We start from the raw sequence: 17,362 nt of genomic DNA, 5'->3' as shown, positions 1-17,362 counted from the left end.
CCGTTCGGGGGAAGATTGAGGCGAATTGCGCGAATACGCAAGGCAATCGGGCAGAATACCCCCTCTGGCCTGCCGGCCATCTTCCCCACAAAGGGGAGAAGACTTGCGGCATGCTCTCCGCTTCATGATCGAGGAAAATCCGTGCTGCCATCGTTCTCCCCCTTGTGGGGGAGATGGCGGCAGCCAGAGGGGGCCGTGTCAGGCCATCACCGGCCGCTCCTCACCCGTGCCGCGCTTGCGGCAGCACGAAGGGGATGTGCGGGGGCGGCACGCGGCCGACCGCGCCGGAAATGCCGTAGACGTCGGAAACGGTCCTGTCCGACAGCGTGTCGGCGGGCGCGCCGCTGGCGACCACCCGGCCCCGGTGCAGCACCAGCAGGCGGTCGGCGAATTCGGCGGCGAGATTGAGATCGTGCAGGATGGCGAGCACCGCCCCGCCGTCGCGGGAAAAGTCGCGGGCGATTTCCAGCACGGCGATCTGATGGCCGATATCGAGGCTGGAGGTCGGCTCGTCGAGGAACAGCGCCTTCGGCCGGCCGTTCTCCACCGCCCGCGGCACCTGCGCCAGAACGCGGGCGAACTGCACGCGCTGCTGCTCGCCGCCCGACAGCGCCTGATAGGAGCGCCCCTCGAAGCCGCCGAGCCCGACGCGGGCAAGGGCGGCGCGGGCATCGCGCTCCGGCGTCAGAGAACCGTAGGCGATCGCGCCCATGCGAACGATCTCGAGCGCCGTGAAGGGAAAGGACAGGGCGAGCGATTGCGGCAGCACGGCCCGGCGTTCCGCCAGTTCGCGCGCCGAAAGGGCCGCAACGTCGCGGCCGTCGACGGTAACGGACCCCTGATCCGGCGCAAGCTCGCCGGTCATCAGCTTGAGAAGCGTGGACTTGCCGGCGCCGTTCGGGCCGATGACCACGGTCATGGCGCCCGGCGTCAGGTCCAGGCTGACGTCGTCGACCAGCCGGCGGCCGCCGCGGATGAAGGCAAGCCCGCAAGCGCTGATCATCAAAGCCCCCTCAGGCCGGAGCTGCCGTTGCGCTTAAGCAGCAGGAACAGGAAGACCGGCGTGCCGATGAGCGCCGTGACGATGCCGATGGGCAGTTCAGCCGGCGCGGCGATGGTGCGCGCCACGCTGTCGGCGAGGATCAGCAGCGCCGCGCCGCCGAGCGCCGAGCCCGGCAGCAGGAAGCGGTGCGACGGCCCCATCGCCAGACGCAGCAGATGCGGCACGACGATGCCGACGAAGCCGATGGAGCCGGCGGCGGCGACCGTTGCGCCGCAGGCCGCGGCGACCGCGAGGATGGCGATGCGCTTCAGGCGCTGCACGGGAACGCCCATGTGGAAGGCGGCGGCATCGCCCAGGATGAGCGCGTCGAGCCCGCGGGCCAGAAACGGAACGAGCACCAGCACGACGGCGATGAAGGGCAGGACCGACAGGATCTTCGCATAGGTGGCGCCGCCCAGCGAGCCGAGCGACCAGAAGGTGATGTCGCGCAGCGCCCGGTCGTCGGCGATGAAGATCAGCAGGCCGGTGGCAGCACCGGTCAGCGCGGCAATGGCGATGCCGGCCAGAATCAGCATGGTGGTGGACGTCTCGCCCTTCTCGGTCGCGATGGCATAGAGCAGCAGCGTATTGACGAGACCGCCGACGAAGGCGAAGGACGGCAGGAACCACGGGCCGAGAACGGCGGCGACGGGCGCGAGCGCCGAGCCGCCGAGCACGATGGCGACGACGGCGGCGAAGGCAGCGCCCGACGTGACGCCGACGATGCCGGGATCGGCCAGCGGGTTGCGGAACAGGCCCTGCATCATGGCGCCGGAAACGGCAAGCCCCGCCCCGGCGAGAAGGCCGAGCAGGGTGCGCGGCACGCGCACGGATTCGAGGATCACCCGGTCCTGCGCCGCCATGCCCTGCGCATTGCCGCCGAGATAGGCGATCAGGTCCTTCATGCCGACGGCGGTCGGGCCGGTGGTGAGCGAGACGACAATGGCGACGACGAGAAGAACGCCAAGAAAGGCGATGGTGAACGCCGCGCGCCGGGAACGGTCGCCCGTTTCGCGGGAGCCCGGCACGGCGACGGCGTTCACGCTCACGGCGTCACCTGGCCGGGGTAGAGCGCGACGGCCAGCTCGCGCGCGGCCGCAGGCGTGCGCGGACCGAAGCCGACGAGATAGAGCCCGTCCATCGACAGCAGCGCCTTGTTGGCCGCCGCCGGCGTCGTCTGGAAGGCCGGCAGCGAGAAGACCTCGTCCGCCGTCGCCGCGTGCTGGCCGGTCTGCATGACCAGCACCAGATCGGGCGCGGCGGCGATGACGGCCTCGTCCGACAGCGGCTTGTAGCCGGAAACCGTCGCCGCGGCATTGATGCCGCCGGCCATTTCGATCAGCGCGCCGGCTTCCGTGTCCGTGCCGGCGGCCATGACCCGGCCATTGGCGAGCGACAGCACGAAGAGCACGCGCTTCCTGCCGGCCGGATCGACGGCGGCGACATCGGCCTTCAGCGTTTCGAGCGATGCCTCGACCTCCTTCGCCAGACCGTCGGCCTCCTCTTCCAGCCCGACGGCAACGCCGGTGTCGCGAATCTTCTGCGGGATCGCATCGCCGGAGGGCGGCGTCTCGATGGTGACGAACGGCACCTGGCCGGCCTTCAGCACGCTGATCGCATCGGCCGGGCCGGACCCGTCCTCGGCGAGGATCAGATCGGGCCGCTGGGCGAAGATGCCTTCCGGCGAGAGCGCCCGCATATAGCCGACATCCGGCTTTGCATTCGCCTCATCGGGATAGTAGCTTGTGGAATCGCGGGCGACGATGCGGTCGCCGGCCCCGAGCGCATAGAGGATCTCGGTGATCGTGCCGCCGATGGAAACGATGCGGCTGGCCTGCGGATAGCGCTCAGTGGCAAAAGCCGGCGCGGCGGCAAGCCCGGCAAAGACAAGAAGCGCGGCGGCGATGGGCCGCAGGACGGAACCGGTAGCGAACATGCGCATGTCCTCATGAGAGCGGGCCCGTTGTCGCACGGCCCAAGATTAACTTGACTGAAATAGACACCTTTAAATAAGAAGGCAAGCATCAAGACCGGCGGCGAAAGGCCGCTGCGGCTCCATGTGACCAGAGATTGAAGGAAGGCGCGCAATGTATATCGCCATGAACAGGTTCCGGGTCGCCCCGGGTTCCGAAGAGGCTTTCGAAGGCATCTGGAAGAGCCGCGAACGCCGGCTCGACGAGATGAAGGGCTATATCGAGTTCCACATGCTGAAGGGACCGAAGGCCGAGGACCACACGCTCTATGCGTCCCACACCGTCTGGGAAAGCTACGAGGACTTCAAGGCGTGGACGCAGTCGGAACAGTTCCGCGCCGCCCACGCCAAGGCCGGCGAGAACCGCGGCAAGGTGGAGTATCTCGGCCCGCCGCAGTTCGAGGGCTTCGAGGTCATCATCCACGACAAGGGCGGCAAGACGGCCGAGGCGGCGGAATAGGCGCGCCCATGTCTTCGACCGCGACCGACGACCGCAAGGCCCGCGCCGAAAAGGCGCTTTCCGAAAAGCCGGACGGCGTGGTGGAGGCCATCGCCGCCGCGGCCGACGTAACGCCGGCCGAAATCCTCTCCCTTCTGCCGCAGGGCGCCGCCACCGTGGTTCCCGCCGAGGAGTTTGCGGCAATCTGGAGCGAGATGACCGGCTGGGGCGACGTTCTGCTGATCGTCCACACCGCCGATATCGTCGCCGAAGTGACCGGCTTCCTGCCGGAAGGCTCCGAGGGGCACGGCTGGTTCAACATCCACGGCGAAAGCCCGATCGCCGGCCACATCAGGAAGGACCATTGCCGGTCGATCGCCTTCATCGACCGGCCCTTCCACGGCCGCCGCTCCTGCTCGGTCTGGTTCATGAACGGCGACGGCGCCGCCATGTTCAAGATCTTCGTGCGCCGCGACGCCGCCCGCGAACTCGATGCCGGACAACTTGCCAAGTTCGAGGCGCTGCGCGACCGCTACGCCTGAGACGAAATGATGCACAAGCCGGCCGGGAATGGCTTTTCCGGCCGGATGGAGTAGACTGATGGCCATGAACCCGCTGCTCAGACTGGCATATCTCGGCTTCGGCTGGCTGATGGTCGCCATCGGCGCGGTCGGCGTCGTGCTGCCCGGCCTGCCGACGACGCCGTTCCTGATCGTCGCCGTCTGGTGCTTCGCCCGCTCGTCCGAACGGTTCGAGCGCTACCTGATCGAACACCCGACCTACGGCCCGACGCTCAGGGCCTGGCGGGAGAAGGGCGCGATCCCGCGCCGGGCGAAAATCCTGTCCGTGGCGATGATGTCGGTGAGCTTTCCGATCTTCCTTCTGACCGCGCATCCCTCCCTCCTCTTCGCGGCCATCGTCGCGGCCTTCATGCTGGCCGGAGCGGCCTACGTGCTGTCGCGACCGACCGCGGCCTGAAAAGCCCGCCACCGCGATGAAATGCCGCGCGGTTTTTCTTGGCATGCGGCCACATTCCCGCTAATGAGACTGCCGGACAAGGCGGCCCCGATGGACGGGCTCCCAGCCGCCGTCACGCACACGGACGTTTTCACCATGACCCTACCCAAAGACGTAAAGAAAGTCGTGCTGGCCTATTCCGGCGGCCTCGACACCTCGATCATCCTGAAATGGCTCCAGACCGAACTCGGCGCGGAAGTCGTGACCTTCACCGCCGATCTCGGCCAGGGCGAAGAACTCGAACCGGCCCGCAAGAAGGCGGAGATGCTCGGCATCAAGGAAATCTTCATCGAGGACGTGCGCGAGGAATTCGTGCGCGATTTCGTCTTCCCGATGTTCCGCGCCAATGCCGTCTATGAGGGCGTCTACCTGCTCGGCACCTCGATCGCCCGGCCGCTGATCTCCAAGCACCTGATCGACATCGCCAGGAAGACCGGCGCCGACGCCATCGCCCACGGCGCCACCGGCAAGGGCAACGACCAGGTGCGCTTCGAGCTTTCGGCCTATGCGCTGAACCCCGACATCAAGATCATCGCCCCGTGGCGCGACTGGTCGTTCAAGAGCCGCACCGACCTGCTCGACTTCGCCGAGAAGAACCAGATCCCGGTCGCCAAGGACAAGAAGGGCGAGGCGCCCTTCTCCGTCGACGCCAACCTTCTGCACTCCTCCTCCGAGGGCAAGGTTCTGGAAGATCCGGCGGTGGCCGCCCCCGAATATGTGCACATGCGCACCATTTCGCCGGAAGCCGCGCCCGACAAACCGACGATCATCACCGTCGGCTTCGAGAAGGGCGACGCGGTGTCCATCAACGGCGAGCGCCTCTCGCCCGCGACCCTTTTGGCGAAGCTCAACGACTACGGCCGCGACAACGGCATCGGCCGCCTCGACCTGGTGGAAAACCGCTTCGTCGGCATGAAGAGCCGCGGCGTCTACGAAACGCCCGGCGGCACGATCCTGCTGGCCGCCCACCGCGCCATCGAGAGCATCACGCTCGACCGCGGTGCCGCCCACCTCAAGGACGAGCTGATGCCGCGCTATGCGGAGCTGATCTATTACGGCTTCTGGTTCTCGCCGGAGCGCCAGATGCTCCAGGCGGCCATCGACCTTTCGCAGAAGGACGTCGAGGGCGAAGTGACGCTGAAGCTCTACAAGGGCAATGTCATCGTCGAGGGCCGCTCCTCGCCGAAGTCGCTCTATTCCGACGCGCTCGTCACCTTCGAGGACGACCACGGCGCCTACGACCAGAAGGACGCGGCGGGCTTCATCAAGCTCAACGCCCTGCGCCTGCGCACGCTCGCCAAGCGCAACCTCAGGGGCTGAAGCGCCGCTCATGAAAAATGGGGCCGCTCCGGGAGACCGGGGCGGCCCCTTGGCTTGTCTGCGAGCCTCGCCACGCACGCGACGTCACCCTCGGCCCTGAGCCCAGGATCCATGCTTCGAGCGGCTTCTGGATGGTCGGGTCAGGCCCGACCGTGACGAAGGAGAGGTCGGTCCGCTCTGCCAGCGGTCTGGGAAACGGCTTCGAAGGACCGGCAGCTTTTTCGTCCGAACCCTATTCCCGCCCGGAGGGAAAGAGCCGGAGATAGGCGATGTAGGACAGGATGGCCGTGGCGTGCATGGCCGGAAGCAGCGTGCCGTAGGCGATGACCGGCGAGGAGAACAGCGCGCCGGCCAGCCCCATGCAGAAACCCGCGCCCATCTGGATGAAGCCCATCATCGCCGAGGCGGAGCCGGCGACCTTCGGAAAGGGCGTCAGCGCCACCGTGACGATATGCGGGGTGATGAGCGCGATGCCGAAGGTGGTGAACGAGATCGGGATCATGACCGTCAGCAGCGTCGGCTCGACGAGGCGCGACAGGAACAGCATCATCGCGGCACCCGTGCCGCAGAACAGCAGCCCGGCGACGACCGACCTGTGGCCGCCGAAGCGCGGCGGCAGCACGCGCAGCACCACCGATCCGATGAAGTAGGAGCCCGTCTGGAACAGCATGACGAAGCCGTATTGCGACGGCGACAGGCCGACGATCTTGATCAGGATGAAGGGCAGCATCGTCGCCTGCGTGTAGAGCGCGCCGACCGCCCCGCCGACGACCAGCGACGGCAGCACGAAGCGCGGATCGATGCCGAGGCGGCCATAGGTGGCCAGCATCGTACCCGGCCGGAAGCGGGAGATATCCGGCACCGTGGTTTCCGGCATGGAGACGACCGCCGCGCAGCAGGCGAGCCCGAGCGCGATCATCAGCAGGAAGACCGCCTGCCAGCCGAACAGCTCCAGCGTGATGCCGCCGATGATCGGCCCGAGCGCCGGGCCGACGCCGAGGATGATGCCGATGAGGTTCATGATGCGGGCGGCCTGGATGCCGGAGAACTGGTCGCGCACCACGGCGCGCGCCACCGTGACCCCGACCGATGCGCCGACGCCCTGGATCAGGCGCCCGGCGAGAAGCCACTCGACCGTGGGGGCGAGACAGGCCATCACCGCACCGGCGAGATAGATGGCGAAGAAGGTGAGGCAAGCAGGTCGACGCCCGAAGGCGTCGGAGGCCGCCCCCGCCGCAAGCTGCGCCACCGCGAAGCCGCCGAAATAGAAGGACAGGCTGGCCGTGATCGCCGCATCGGTGGTGGAAAAGGCCCTGACCAGTTCCGGCATGGCCGGCGCGTAGATCGCCATCGAAAGCGGCCCGATGGCCGTCAGGAGCGCGCCGAGAAGGGCGGTGCGGCGTTCGGTCATTTTCTGTACGGTCATGGTCTGTCCGGAAATGGATTGGCGGCGCTGCCGGGGAGCGGCAGCATTGGTCCAGACCATAGCGCCGGGATTGACAAAAACAAGGTATTCTCCCCGCTGCCCCCCGCTTGTCCTCTTTCACGTGAATCATCGCCGCCTGCCGAACCGGGATCCTTTCCGGCAGGACTTCGGCAAGCTTCCGCTGCTATAAGGACGGCAGACATCCGCCGTGTCGGCGATGATTCACGTGAAATGCACGGAAACAGGCAGACGGGAGAACAAACGTGTCCAACATCGTCGACTTCAAGCGCCCGCCGAAGCCGAAGGAACCGAAAAAGCAGAACCCGGCTTTGCGCAAGGCGATGACATGGGCAGGCGTCGCCGCGGCCCTCGTCGCGGCATGGGCTTTTTTCCACCTCACCGGCAGTTGAAGCCCGGCAAAAAGATGGACCGGTGAACGGGGCCGGGTTGCTCAGCCCCGCAGGCGCGTGACCGTCGCGGACCGGGAAACCGGCGCGGCGGGCCGTTCCAGACGGAACTGGCCGACCAGTTCCCGCAGGCGCTCGGCCTGACGGGCAAGCGTCGCGCTGGCGGCATTCGATTCCTCGACCATCGCGGCGTTCTGCTGCGTGACCTGGTCCATCTGGTTGACGGCGGTATTGACCTCGTGCAGCCCCGATGCCTGCTCGCTGGCGGCGGTGGCGATGGCCTGCATCCGCTCGTTGACCACGATAATATTGTCCTCGATGGCCCGCAGCGCCTCGCCGGTCTCGCTGACCAGCTTGACGCCGCCCTCCACCTCGCCGGACGAGTGGCGGATGAGGTCCTTGATCTCGCGCGCGGCGCGGGCGGCGCGCTGGGCAAGCTCGCGCACTTCCTGCGCGACGACGGCAAAGCCCTTGCCGGCATCCCCGGCCCGCGCCGCCTCGACGCCGGCATTGAGCGCCAGAAGGTTGGTCTGGAAGGATATCTCGTCGATCACGCCGATGATCGAGGAAATCTTGCCGGACGATTCCTCGATGCGCGCCATCGCCTCGACGGCATCCGCCATCACCTTGGCTGAGTGGCTGGCGCTGCTTCTGGCCAGCTCTGCCGCCTTGCGCGCCTCTTCCGAACGGTGCGCGGCATTGCGCACGGTGGCGGTGATTTCATCGAGCGCCGCGGCGGTTTCCTCGAGCGAGGCGGCCTGCTGCTCCGTGCGGCGCGACAGGTGGTCGGCGCTGCGGCTGACCTCCGTCGAACCGGAATCGATCTCGACCGTTGCCTGGGCCACGGCGCCGAGCGTGCCGGCAAGCTGCTCGAGGGCGGTGTTGAAATCCTGGCGAAGACTTTCGAACGTGCCGGGAAAGGCCTCGTCCAGCCTGAAATCGAGCTCGCCGGCCGCCAGTTTCTTCAGCCCCTCGCCCAGCTTGCGCACGGATTCGACGCGATCCGTGACATCCGTCGCGAATTTCACGATGCGGACGATCCGGCCGTTCTCGTCCGGGATCGGGTGATAGGTGGCGTTGAGAACGATCCGGCGGCCGTTCCTGCCGACCCGGGGAAATTCGCCGACCTGCGCCTGACCGCTCTTCAGGGCGTTCCAGAAGGCCTCGTACTCGGAACTTTCGGCATAGTCCGCCTCCAGAAACATCCGGTGGCGGCGGCCGACGATCTCCGCCAGCGAATAGCCGACGGTATCGAGAAAATTCTGGTTGGCGGTGATGATCTCGCCGTCCAGCGTGAACTCGACGAGGGCCTGAACCCGGTCGACGGACCGCAGGCGGTTCTCGAATTCGAGATTGTCGAGCCGCTCCTGCGCATTGGCCCATTCGACGACGAAACCGGACGGCTTGCCGTTTTGCAGCAGCGGCATCACGTGAAGATCGAACACATGATGGCCGACGCGGATCGTCGCGCTGTGCGGCTTCGTCAGCCCCGAAAGCATGCGCCGCTGGTGGCTGGGGTTCTTGTGGAACACGTCGATGTTCGAGCCGACGAGGGTGGCGACGCTGAAGCGCGGCAATTCCGCCTTCAGGTCGCTTTCGACCTCCGTCAGAAGCTCCCGGACGGCGCCGTTCATATAGGTGATGTTCAGGTCGGCATCGGCGATCATGACACGCGCTTTCAGCGAATCCAGCGCTTCCAGCCTTACACGGGACTGCGTTGAAGGAAATGCGAACATGGGAGCGACACTTTCGTTGCGGCCAGGAGAAACAAAGGCGCGGAACCTGACCTGTGTTCCGCACTCACTACACCATTGCGCGAGTATTCAATAACACCACACCATAATAGTTTATTAGTCGTTTACGAATCACTAAGTGTAGCCCTGAAATATCGCGTTGAAAAATAGCCTCTCATTCTTGCACGAGGCAGGAGCCGGAAAAATGCGCAACATCGATTTTGGAAATAAAAATATTTAAAAACAAGGATTTGAAACGCGCAACACGAGAACGCAACGGCGGCAATATTCCCTCCGGCCGCCGCGATCCGAAAAAAAACCACTTGCAGCTCTAGTCGCTAGAGGTCCTACAACCGCTCCTGTCAAAGACCGGGAGTCACCGATGAACGCAATGCTTCAGACACGTTTCCGGGTGGAGGGCATGGATTGCCCGTCCTGCGCCGCGAAGATCGACACCGCCGTCAGCCGGATTGCCGGCGTGCGCGCGGTTTCCGTTTCCGTCACCGCCGGCACCATGACCGTGACCCATGACGGCAGTCTCGCCGCCGCCGACGTGGCCCGCAAGGTCACGGGGCTGGGCTATGCCGCCAACCCTCTTGGCGACGACCGCGCCCCTGCGCAAGACGGGCAGGCCGCCGGACGTTCCCCCGACCATCAAGACCATGATCACGACGGCGAACCCAGCCACGCGGCCGGCGGTCACGACCACGGCTCCTCCGACGGGCCGTGGTGGCGCGGCGAAAAGGGGCGGCTGGCCATTCTGGCCGGGGCGGCGCTTGCCGCCGCCTACGGCATCGGGCTGATCGTGCCGGCGACGGCAGCCTATGCCTTCACGCTGGCGATGGCCGTCGGCCTGATCCCGATCGCCCGGCGCGCCGTCATGGCCGCGCTCAACGGCACGCCCTTCTCCATCGAGATGCTGATGACCGTCGCCGCGGTCGGCGCGGTCGTCATCGATGCCTCGGAGGAAGCCGCCGCCGTGGTGTTCCTCTTCCTCGTCGGCGAACTTCTGGAGGGCGTCGCCGCCGGCCGCGCGCGCGACAGCATCCGCTCGCTGGCGGCCCTCGTGCCCCGCAGCGCACTGCGCATCGACGCCGACGGCACGGCCCGCGAGGTTGCGGCGGCAGCGCTGGCGCCCGGCTCCACCGTTCTCGTGCGGCCCGGCGAGCGCATGCCCGCCGACGGCGAGATCCTTTCGGGCGACAGTGCCGTCGACGAAGCGCCCGTGACCGGCGAAAGCATGCCGGTGCGCAAGCGGCCCGGCGACCGGGTGTTTGCCGGAACGGTGAACGGCGAGGCGGCGCTGACCATCCGCGTGACCGCCGCCGCCGAGGACAACACCATCGCCCGCATCGTCAAACTGGTCGAGGAGGCGCAGGAGCGGAAGGCGCCGACCGAGCGCTTCATCGACCGCTTCTCGCGCTACTATACGCCGGGCGTCGTGGCGGTCGCCGCGCTCGTCGCGGTGCTGCCGCCCCTTCTGGCCGGGGGAGTGTGGAGCGAGTGGGTCTACAAGGGGCTGGCCGTCCTGCTGATCGGCTGCCCCTGCGCGCTGGTGATCTCGACGCCCGCCGCCATCGCCGCCTCGCTCTCCGCCGGCGCCCGGCGCGGCCTGCTTCTGAAGGGCGGCGCCGTTCTGGAACGGTTCGGCGACCTGACCGCCGTCGCCTTCGACAAGACCGGCACGCTGACCGAAGGCCGGCCGAAGGTCACGGATGTGCTGGCCTTTTCCGCAACGGAAACGGAGATGCTGCGCCTTGCCGCCGCGCTGGAGACCGGCTCCAGCCATCCGCTGGCGCTCGCCATTCTGGAGCGGGCGAAGGCGGACGGCATCGCCGTTCCCGCTGCAACCGGGGCCCGGGCGCTGGCAGGCCGGGGCGTCGGCGCCGTCGTCGGCGGCACGGAGGTCTTCCTCGGTTCGCCGGGGGCCGCCGGCGAGCGCGCCGCCCTGCCCGACGCCGTGCGCAAGGCCGTTGCCGCGCTGAACGACGAGGGCAAGACCGTTTCCCTGCTGGTGGCCGGCGGCGTGCTGACGGGTGCCATCGCCATGCGCGACGAGCCGCGCGCCGACGCGGCGAAGGGCCTTCTGGCGCTGAAGGAAAAGGGCATCCGCACCGTCATGCTGACCGGCGACAACGCCCGCACGGCCAAAGCCATCGGCGACGCGCTCGGCATCGAGGTCCACGCGGAGCTGATGCCGGAGGACAAGAGCCGCATCGTCGGCGAGCTGAAGGCGCAAGGGTTGACGGTCGGCAAGGTGGGCGACGGCATCAACGACGCCCCGGCGCTTGCCGCCGCCGACATCGGCATCGCAATGGGCGGCGGAACGGACGTGGCGCTCGAAACCGCCGACGCCGCCATCCTGCACGGGCGTGTCGGCGACGTCGCCCGCATGATCGACCTGTCCCGCCGCACCATGCGCAACATCGCGCAGAACATCACCATCGCACTCGGGCTGAAGGCGGTCTTTCTCGTCACCACCGTTCTCGGCATCACCGGGCTGTGGCCGGCGATCCTCGCCGACACCGGCGCGACGGTTCTGGTCACGGCCAACGCCCTTCGCCTGCTGGCGGGCGGAAAGACCTGACCGTCAGGCGGCGGCGGGAACGTGCCAGAGCCCGTCCCGCCCCTTTTCCAGCATGGGCGTCGAAAAACAGCCACGCACCCGCTCCGGCCATTGCGGCCCGAAGGCGGCGAGCGCCGGACGCCAGCGGCCGGATTGCAGCATGGCCGCCCCGACCGCCACCGGCTCGATGTCGAGCGCCTTGAGGAGGGAAAGGCCGGCCAGGATCGAGGTTCCCGAGGAGATCACGTCGTCGACCAGCGCCACGCGCCTGCCGCTGACCAGCGGCAGCATGCGCGGATCCGCATAAAGCCGCTTCTGCTGCCCCGGCGTGGTGATCGACGACATCGGCACCGACAGGGTGTCCTCGTACCAGAACTTGCGCGAGGTGCCGAGCGGCACGTAGCGCGCATGGCCGAGCTTGCGGGCGACCTCCGCGGCCAGCGTCAGGCCGAGCGTCGGCAGGCCGACCACAACATCCGGCGCAAACGGCGCGAGCCGCGCGGCGAGATCCTCCGCCAGCGCGTCAACGACAGCGAAGCCGGCCTGGTTGACGATCAGCGATGCCAGCGCATGGACGCCGTCCGGCAGCGGGCGGATCGGCAGCAGCAATTGCCGCCCGTCGGCAAACGTGGCCGGAAAGGCGCGCTCGTGCCCGCCCTCGACGGGGAAACGGCCTTGGGGATGAAGCTCCTGCCAGAATTCATGCGGCTGCATGGGCGGTCATTCCTTTTCGTCTATGGCCTCGTCTGGCGCGCGGAACGATGGGCCGCGCGAAATCTTAACGGCCACCGCACCGGATTTGCGTTCTGTTAACCAGCCCCCGCTAGAATCCGGTGGACGAACCCAGGAACGACGGGGAACAGCATGAACAACGTTGCAATGCTTTCCGGGCGATCGGCAAAACCGGAGGGTCGCCGCAAGGCCCCGCCGAAGGCGGTCGTCGAGCACAAGCAGGCGGCCACGCCGGCACCCTCCCGCTACGGCCACTGGTTCTATGGCGAAAAGGTCGCGATCCGCAAGCTGCGGCAGATCACCGACGACATGACCGCCGGCGAGGTGGCCGACGCCACGCGGGAGAACCTTGCGCTGATCGGCGAGGAGACCTGCAAGCGCATCACCGCCAAGCTGCCCTCCGGCCACACGCTCCACAAGGCCGTGCGCGCCGCCACCCTGCTCAGCGCCCCGCATCTGGGCGCCTGCAAGTTCGGCGAGATCATTACCGATTACGAACATGACAGATACGATCTGGTCCAGGTCTTCCTCGCGAATTTCTCCGGCCAGCTCGACACCTCGGACACGACCCATTTCCTGAAACCGCTCAGCCGCTCCTACGACCAGATGTTCTTCGGCCTGCACGTTCAGGTCGACCGCGCCGGCAATCCGCTCGGCTTCAACCGCAACCTGGGCGTCAACGGCATCGCTTTCCAGACCCGCGATCTCGTCAAGGCGTTCTTCCACGTCGCGGCCACCAGCACCGGCACGCCCGAGGACACGCTGCGCGCCCGCGCGACACCGCCGCGCGCCTGAAGCGGGCACACCCAAGAACATTCCCGGACCCTAACCCGCCAGTTCCCGCTCGACGAGCCGCGTCCAGAAACGGACGCCGGGGCCGATCGACGCGTCGTTGAAATCATAGGCCGTATTGTGGTGCAGCGCGCCATCGACGGCCGGGCCGTTTCCGAGCCAGACATAGCAGGCCGGCGCCTGCTGGCCGAAGAAGGCGAAGTCGTCGCCCGCCGTCGAAGGCGGAAAGGCGGTCCGCACCTTGTCTCCGAACACGTCGCGGGCGGCGCCAAGCGCCCGGGACGTGGCGTCAGGATGGTTGACGACCGGCGGAATGCGCCGCTGGAAACGGTATTCGGCGCCTAGGGCGAACATCGCCGCCGTGCCCTGCGCCAGCCTGCCGATCTCTTCCTCGAGCTGGTCGCGCACCTGAGGCGAATAGGCCCGCGCCGTGCCGCCGATCTCCACCATGTCCGGGATGACGTTGAGCGCCTTGGGATTGCCGGCCTGCACCGAGCAGGCGCTGACGACGGCGGGCTGGAGCGGGTCCACCACCCGCCCGACGATGGTTTGCAATGCGGCGAGGAACGTGCCGGCGGCGGTGATCGGGTCACGCCCCAGATGCGGCTTGGCGCCGTGCGTGCCCATGCCCCGCAACGTCACGTGCCAGCTGTCGGAGGAGGCGAGCTGCGGCCCCTCGACCACGGCGATCTCATCCGGGTCGAGGCCCGGCATGTTGTGCAGCCCGTAGACCGCGTCGCAGCGAAAGAGCCGGAAAAGCCCGTCCTCCACCATCCGCCGCGCGCCGCCCAGCCCTTCCTCGGCAGGCTGGAAGATGAAATGCACCGTACCGGAGAAGTTCCGGCTTTTCGCAAGCGCCCGCGCCGCGCCGATGAGAAGCGTGGTATGACCGTCATGGCCGCAGGCGTGCATCCTGCCCGCGAATTTCGACTTGTAGGGCCGGTCCGCCGTTTCCGGCATGGCCAGCGCATCCATGTCGGCGCGCAGGCCGATGGCGCGCGTGCCGCTGCCGGCCCGCAGCGTGCCGACGACGCCGGTGCCGCCGAGGCCGCGATGGACGGCAATGCCGGCCTCTTCCAGCAGGCGGGCGACGATGCCGGCCGTGCGTTCCTCCTCGAAGCCCAGTTCCGGATGGGCATGAAGATCGCGGCGCAATGCCGTCAGGAACGGAAGATCGTCTGCTATGGGTTCGCTCATCGGATCACTCCAGGATGTCGAGCACGGGCGATGCCAGCACGCGGCCGGTCGCGACATCGGCAATGCCCCGGTCGGTCTGGTGCGGGCCGGCATTGCAGGCCAGCGTCGCGCCGAAGCAGGCCTTGAACACCAGATAGGGCGGCTGCCATTCGACCACATCGTCCATCGCCGCCCGCAGCGCCGCGAAGCCTTCCGCCACGTCGGCGAGCGGCGCTTCCGACACGAGGCCGGAGACCGGCAGCGGCAGAAGCGCCCGCACCTGCCCGCCCGCGGCGACCGCCATGCCGCCGCCGGCGGCGATGACGGCATTGGCGGCGATCGCCATGTCGATCTCGTTGCCGCCGAAGACGGTGAGGTTGTGGCTGTCATGGGCGACGGTGGTGGCGAAGGCCCCTTTCCACGCCCCCCATTCGCGCAGGAAACCGACGCGCGGCACGGCTTCCGCCCGGCCGTGGCGGTGGACGACCGCGATCAACGTCGCGCCCGGCGGCGGAACGACGAAACCGTCCGCGACCTCCGTTTCCGCCGAGCCCCATTGAGTGAAGCGCGGCCGGTCGATGGTCGCGACGCGAACGCGCCGCCCCCGGGACGGAACGCGGAACGCTTCGGGCGCCAGCGGCGCGACCTTGACCGAGGCGGCGAAAGCATGAGTGGCGGTGCGACGCGAGGGGGCCGACGTCGCACCGCCTTCCGCAACGGTAACGCCGTTAGCAACGACGGCACGGACGCGGAAATCGGCAAGATCCTCGAAAACGACCAGATCGGCACGGCGGCCAGCGGCAATCAGGCCGAGATCCTCGCGCCCGAGACGCCGGGCGGCGTTGAGGGTCGCGGCCTGAAGCGCCCATTCCGGCCTGAGCCCGTAGCGCACCAGCCGGCGCACCACATCGTCCAGCCCGCCGCCGTTCAGAAGATCGTCCGGAAAAACGTCGTCGGTGCAGAGCGTCACCGTCTGCGGCAGGTGGCCGAGCCGGTTCAGCGCCGCGACGAAATCCGGCAGAAGATGGTCGTGCGAGCCGCGCAGCTCGATGGTCAGCCCGGCGCGCAGCTTGGCGATCAGGTCGTCGCCGGAGACCAGTTCGTGGTCGGAGGAGATTCCCGCCGCCATGAAGGCCTGGAGATCGGCGCCGGACAGGCTGCGGGCATGGCCGCAGACGGGCTTGCCCGCAGCGAGGCCGGCATCGACGATGGCGCTCATCCGCGGCTCGCCGTCGATGACGTTGCGCATCGCCATGACCTCGGCGATGCCGCCGATCTCCGGCCGCGCCAGAAGGGCGGATACGGCCTGTGCATCGAAATCGGCTCCGGCCAGCTCCAGCCCCGGCGCGGAGGGCACGCAGGACGGCGCCAGCACGACGAAGCGCAGCGGCAGGCCGCGCGTGGCCTCCACCGCCCAGTCGACGCCGGCCACGCCGTGGACGTTGCCGAACTCGTGCGGGTCCCAGACGGCGGTGGTGACGCCGCGCGGCACCACCGCATCGGCATAGGTCGCCGGCGTGATCATCGAGCTTTCGACATGCATGTGCGTATCGATGAGGCCGGGCGCGACGAAGCCGCCCGCCGCATCGACGAAGCTGGTCGCGTCGCTGCGGCTGCCGGGCGCATGCACCGAGGCGATCAGCGGCCCGACGAGGCCGATATCGGCGGCGCGGCGCTCGCCCGTCACCATGTCGACCAGCGTGCCACCCGTGACCAGCCGGTCGAAGGGGGCCGCGCCGCGGGCGGCGGCGACCGCGCGGCGCCGCAGCGCCGGGTCGGCGAGATCGAACGGTTCTGGCGGCAGGGCGCTCATGCTTTCGACGCCTCGGCTTCGAGCGCGCCGAACACGATGGCGCGCACCGCCTCCACATCGCAATCGGCGGCATAGGCCGCGTTGAACGCCGCATGGGTCGGGCGCGTCTCGACCACGGTGCGGCCACGCGTGAGGCACCCCGCAAGCTCGACCGCGACATGGGCCTGCGCGTAACGGACGAGATCGGGCCGGACGAAAGCGGCGGCGGCGGCGGGATCGTAGAGCGACATGGCAGGCCGGCCGCGCGAAATGGCGATGTCGATGAAGCCCGCGGTCATGTCGGCCAGCAATTCGGCATTACGCCCGCCCGCCGCGCGGATCGGCGTCACATCGTCGGGCGTCGACAGGATCCTGCGGCAGAAATCGAGATCGACCATCTTCAGCGGCAGGCCGTGCGACAGCACGATGGCGAGCGCTTCCGGATCGGCCAGCGCGTTGAATTCCGCCGAAGCCGTATGGTTGCCGGAGGTGAGGCCGCCGCCCATCCAGACGAGTTCGTCGATATTCGCGGCGAGATCGGGCCGCGCCAGCGCCAGAGCCGCGATGTTGGAAAGCGGCCCGAGCGCGAGGATGCGCTTTTCGCCGTGGCCATCGGCCAGCCAGTCGCCGAGCGCTAGGAAGGCATTGCCGCCCGGCAGGTCGTCGGCTGCGGGAAGCGTGCGTCCGAGTGTCGGAATGCCAGTGTCGCCGAGAATGGCAGCGGCGGTTTCGAGCTCCGCCAGCACCGGCCTTTCCCGGCCGGTGTGGAACGGGAAGCGCCAGCCGAAGGCCTGCGCCGCGCCGGCGGCGTTGCGGCGCACCTGTTCCAGATGCGTATTGCCGAAGCACAGCGAAACGCCGTCGATGGCAAGGCCCTGATGCACCACCACCAGAATGGCGGCGATATCGTCGAAGCCCATGTCGGTATCGATCCATACGCCCATCGCG

15 protein-coding genes and 1 pseudogene are annotated in these 17,362 nt (G+C 68.0%); 7 read left to right on the top strand and 9 right to left on the bottom strand.

Annotated elements, in window-relative coordinates; translation table 11 throughout:
• Window positions 1-220: 220 nt before the first annotated feature.
• The 3 genes and pseudogenes from NOF55_RS21020 to NOF55_RS21010 all read right to left on the bottom strand — a co-directional run.
• Window positions 221-967: pseudogene (locus NOF55_RS21020) on the bottom strand (heme ABC transporter ATP-binding protein); the annotation flags it as partial.
• Between the two features lie 35 nt (window positions 968-1,002).
• A complete protein-coding gene (locus NOF55_RS21015) occupies window positions 1,003-2,085 on the bottom strand; it encodes a FecCD family ABC transporter permease (RefSeq protein WP_370869029.1) in 1,083 nt (360 codons plus the stop codon).
• Between the two features lie 2 nt (window positions 2,086-2,087).
• Window positions 2,088-2,978 carry a heme/hemin ABC transporter substrate-binding protein gene (locus NOF55_RS21010; protein ID WP_306413081.1) on the bottom strand — a complete coding sequence of 297 codons (891 nt, stop codon included), beginning with the start codon at window positions 2,976-2,978 and terminating at the stop codon, window positions 2,088-2,090.
• 151 nt (window positions 2,979-3,129) lie between these two features.
• Between NOF55_RS21010 and hmuQ the strand changes: the two genes are divergently transcribed.
• The 4 genes from hmuQ to NOF55_RS20990 all read left to right on the top strand — a co-directional run bounded on the left by hmuQ (window position 3,130) and on the right by NOF55_RS20990 (window position 5,790).
• Window positions 3,130-3,474 carry a heme-degrading protein HmuQ gene (hmuQ, locus tag NOF55_RS21005; protein WP_306413080.1) on the top strand — a complete coding sequence of 115 codons (345 nt, stop codon included), beginning with the start codon at window positions 3,130-3,132 and terminating at the stop codon, window positions 3,472-3,474.
• Window positions 3,475-3,482: 8 nt separating this feature from the next.
• A complete protein-coding gene (gene hutX / locus NOF55_RS21000) occupies window positions 3,483-3,995 on the top strand; it encodes a heme utilization cystosolic carrier protein HutX (protein ID WP_306413079.1) in 513 nt (170 codons plus the stop codon).
• A 58-nt stretch (window positions 3,996-4,053) separates the two neighbouring features.
• A complete protein-coding gene (locus NOF55_RS20995) occupies window positions 4,054-4,431 on the top strand; it encodes a YbaN family protein (protein WP_370869023.1) in 378 nt (125 codons plus the stop codon).
• A gap of 135 nt (window positions 4,432-4,566) precedes the next feature.
• Window positions 4,567-5,790, top strand: coding sequence for an argininosuccinate synthase (locus NOF55_RS20990; protein WP_306413078.1), 1,224 nt, complete (start codon window positions 4,567-4,569; stop codon window positions 5,788-5,790).
• A gap of 232 nt (window positions 5,791-6,022) precedes the next feature.
• Here NOF55_RS20990 and NOF55_RS20985 read toward each other — a convergent pair whose 3' ends face one another.
• Entirely contained in the window at window positions 6,023-7,216 is a 1,194-nt protein-coding gene (locus NOF55_RS20985; protein WP_306413077.1) for a multidrug effflux MFS transporter, read from the bottom strand.
• Window positions 7,217-7,479: 263 nt separating this feature from the next.
• Here NOF55_RS20985 and NOF55_RS20980 point away from each other — a divergent pair, with 263 nt between their 5' ends.
• A complete protein-coding gene (locus NOF55_RS20980) occupies window positions 7,480-7,626 on the top strand; it encodes a hypothetical protein (protein ID WP_306413076.1) in 147 nt (48 codons plus the stop codon).
• A gap of 41 nt (window positions 7,627-7,667) precedes the next feature.
• On the opposite strand, the gene NOF55_RS20975 is transcribed toward NOF55_RS20980, so the two are convergent.
• Window positions 7,668-9,290, bottom strand: a complete 1,623-nt coding sequence (locus NOF55_RS20975) for a methyl-accepting chemotaxis protein (protein ID WP_306413075.1) — start codon at window positions 9,288-9,290, stop codon at window positions 7,668-7,670.
• 448 nt (window positions 9,291-9,738) lie between these two features.
• Here NOF55_RS20975 and NOF55_RS20970 point away from each other — a divergent pair, with 448 nt between their 5' ends.
• A complete protein-coding gene (locus NOF55_RS20970; protein ID WP_306413074.1) occupies window positions 9,739-11,943 on the top strand; it encodes a heavy metal translocating P-type ATPase in 2,205 nt (734 codons plus the stop codon).
• A gap of 3 nt (window positions 11,944-11,946) precedes the next feature.
• On the opposite strand, the gene NOF55_RS20965 is transcribed toward NOF55_RS20970, so the two are convergent.
• Window positions 11,947-12,636 (bottom strand): phosphoribosyltransferase, encoded by a 690-nt coding sequence (locus tag NOF55_RS20965; RefSeq protein WP_306413073.1) that lies wholly within the window; start codon window positions 12,634-12,636, stop codon window positions 11,947-11,949.
• A gap of 150 nt (window positions 12,637-12,786) precedes the next feature.
• Here NOF55_RS20965 and NOF55_RS20960 point away from each other — a divergent pair, with 150 nt between their 5' ends.
• Window positions 12,787-13,449: a DUF6656 family protein gene (locus tag NOF55_RS20960; protein WP_306413072.1), complete on the top strand. Its 663-nt coding sequence runs from the start codon at window positions 12,787-12,789 to the stop codon at window positions 13,447-13,449.
• A 30-nt stretch (window positions 13,450-13,479) separates the two neighbouring features.
• On the opposite strand, the gene NOF55_RS20955 is transcribed toward NOF55_RS20960, so the two are convergent.
• Genes NOF55_RS20955 through NOF55_RS20945 form a run of 3 tightly spaced genes read right to left on the bottom strand, consistent with a single transcriptional unit; the run spans window position 13,480 to window position 17,358 of the window.
• On the bottom strand, window positions 13,480-14,643 hold the full coding sequence (locus NOF55_RS20955; RefSeq protein WP_306413071.1) for a M20 aminoacylase family protein: 1,164 nt from the start codon (window positions 14,641-14,643) through the stop codon (window positions 13,480-13,482).
• 4 nt (window positions 14,644-14,647) lie between these two features.
• Window positions 14,648-16,435, bottom strand: a complete 1,788-nt coding sequence (locus NOF55_RS20950) for an adenine deaminase (protein WP_306413070.1) — start codon at window positions 16,433-16,435, stop codon at window positions 14,648-14,650.
• Window positions 16,432-17,358, bottom strand: a complete 927-nt coding sequence (locus NOF55_RS20945) for a nucleoside hydrolase (protein WP_306413069.1) — start codon at window positions 17,356-17,358, stop codon at window positions 16,432-16,434. The genes NOF55_RS20950 and NOF55_RS20945 overlap by 4 nt, the downstream gene beginning before the upstream one ends.
• Window positions 17,359-17,362 lie beyond the last annotated feature (4 nt).

Origin of the sequence: Ectorhizobium quercum (assembly GCF_026552795.1) — a bacterium.
Lineage (GTDB): Bacteria > Pseudomonadota > Alphaproteobacteria > Rhizobiales > Rhizobiaceae > Ectorhizobium > Ectorhizobium quercum.
This window is presented reverse-complemented; position numbering and strand designations above follow the sequence as displayed.

Bases quoted from the DNA above. Each gene is read 5' to 3' on its own strand.
- NOF55_RS21010 (WP_306413081.1), bottom strand. From the start codon at position 2,978: ATGTTCGCTACCGGTTCCGTCCTGCGGCCCATCGCCGCCGCGCTTCTT.
- hmuQ (WP_306413080.1), top strand. From the start codon at position 3,130: ATGTATATCGCCATGAACAGGTTCCGGGTCGCCCCGGGTTCCGAAGAG.
- hutX (WP_306413079.1), top strand. From the start codon at position 3,483: ATGTCTTCGACCGCGACCGACGACCGCAAGGCCCGCGCCGAAAAGGCG.
- NOF55_RS20995 (WP_370869023.1), top strand. From the start codon at position 4,054: ATGGCCATGAACCCGCTGCTCAGACTGGCATATCTCGGCTTCGGCTGG.
- NOF55_RS20990 (WP_306413078.1), top strand. From the start codon at position 4,567: ATGACCCTACCCAAAGACGTAAAGAAAGTCGTGCTGGCCTATTCCGGC.
- NOF55_RS20985 (WP_306413077.1), bottom strand. From the start codon at position 7,216: ATGACCGTACAGAAAATGACCGAACGCCGCACCGCCCTTCTCGGCGCG.
- NOF55_RS20975 (WP_306413075.1), bottom strand. From the start codon at position 9,290: ATGATCGCCGATGCCGACCTGAACATCACCTATATGAACGGCGCCGTC.
- NOF55_RS20970 (WP_306413074.1), top strand. From the start codon at position 9,739: ATGAACGCAATGCTTCAGACACGTTTCCGGGTGGAGGGCATGGATTGC.
- NOF55_RS20965 (WP_306413073.1), bottom strand. From the start codon at position 12,636: ATGCAGCCGCATGAATTCTGGCAGGAGCTTCATCCCCAAGGCCGTTTC.
- NOF55_RS20960 (WP_306413072.1), top strand. From the start codon at position 12,787: ATGAACAACGTTGCAATGCTTTCCGGGCGATCGGCAAAACCGGAGGGT.
- NOF55_RS20955 (WP_306413071.1), bottom strand. From the start codon at position 14,643: ATGAGCGAACCCATAGCAGACGATCTTCCGTTCCTGACGGCATTGCGC.
- NOF55_RS20950 (WP_306413070.1), bottom strand. From the start codon at position 16,435: ATGAGCGCCCTGCCGCCAGAACCGTTCGATCTCGCCGACCCGGCGCTG.
- NOF55_RS20945 (WP_306413069.1), bottom strand. From the start codon at position 17,358: ATGGGCGTATGGATCGATACCGACATGGGCTTCGACGATATCGCCGCC.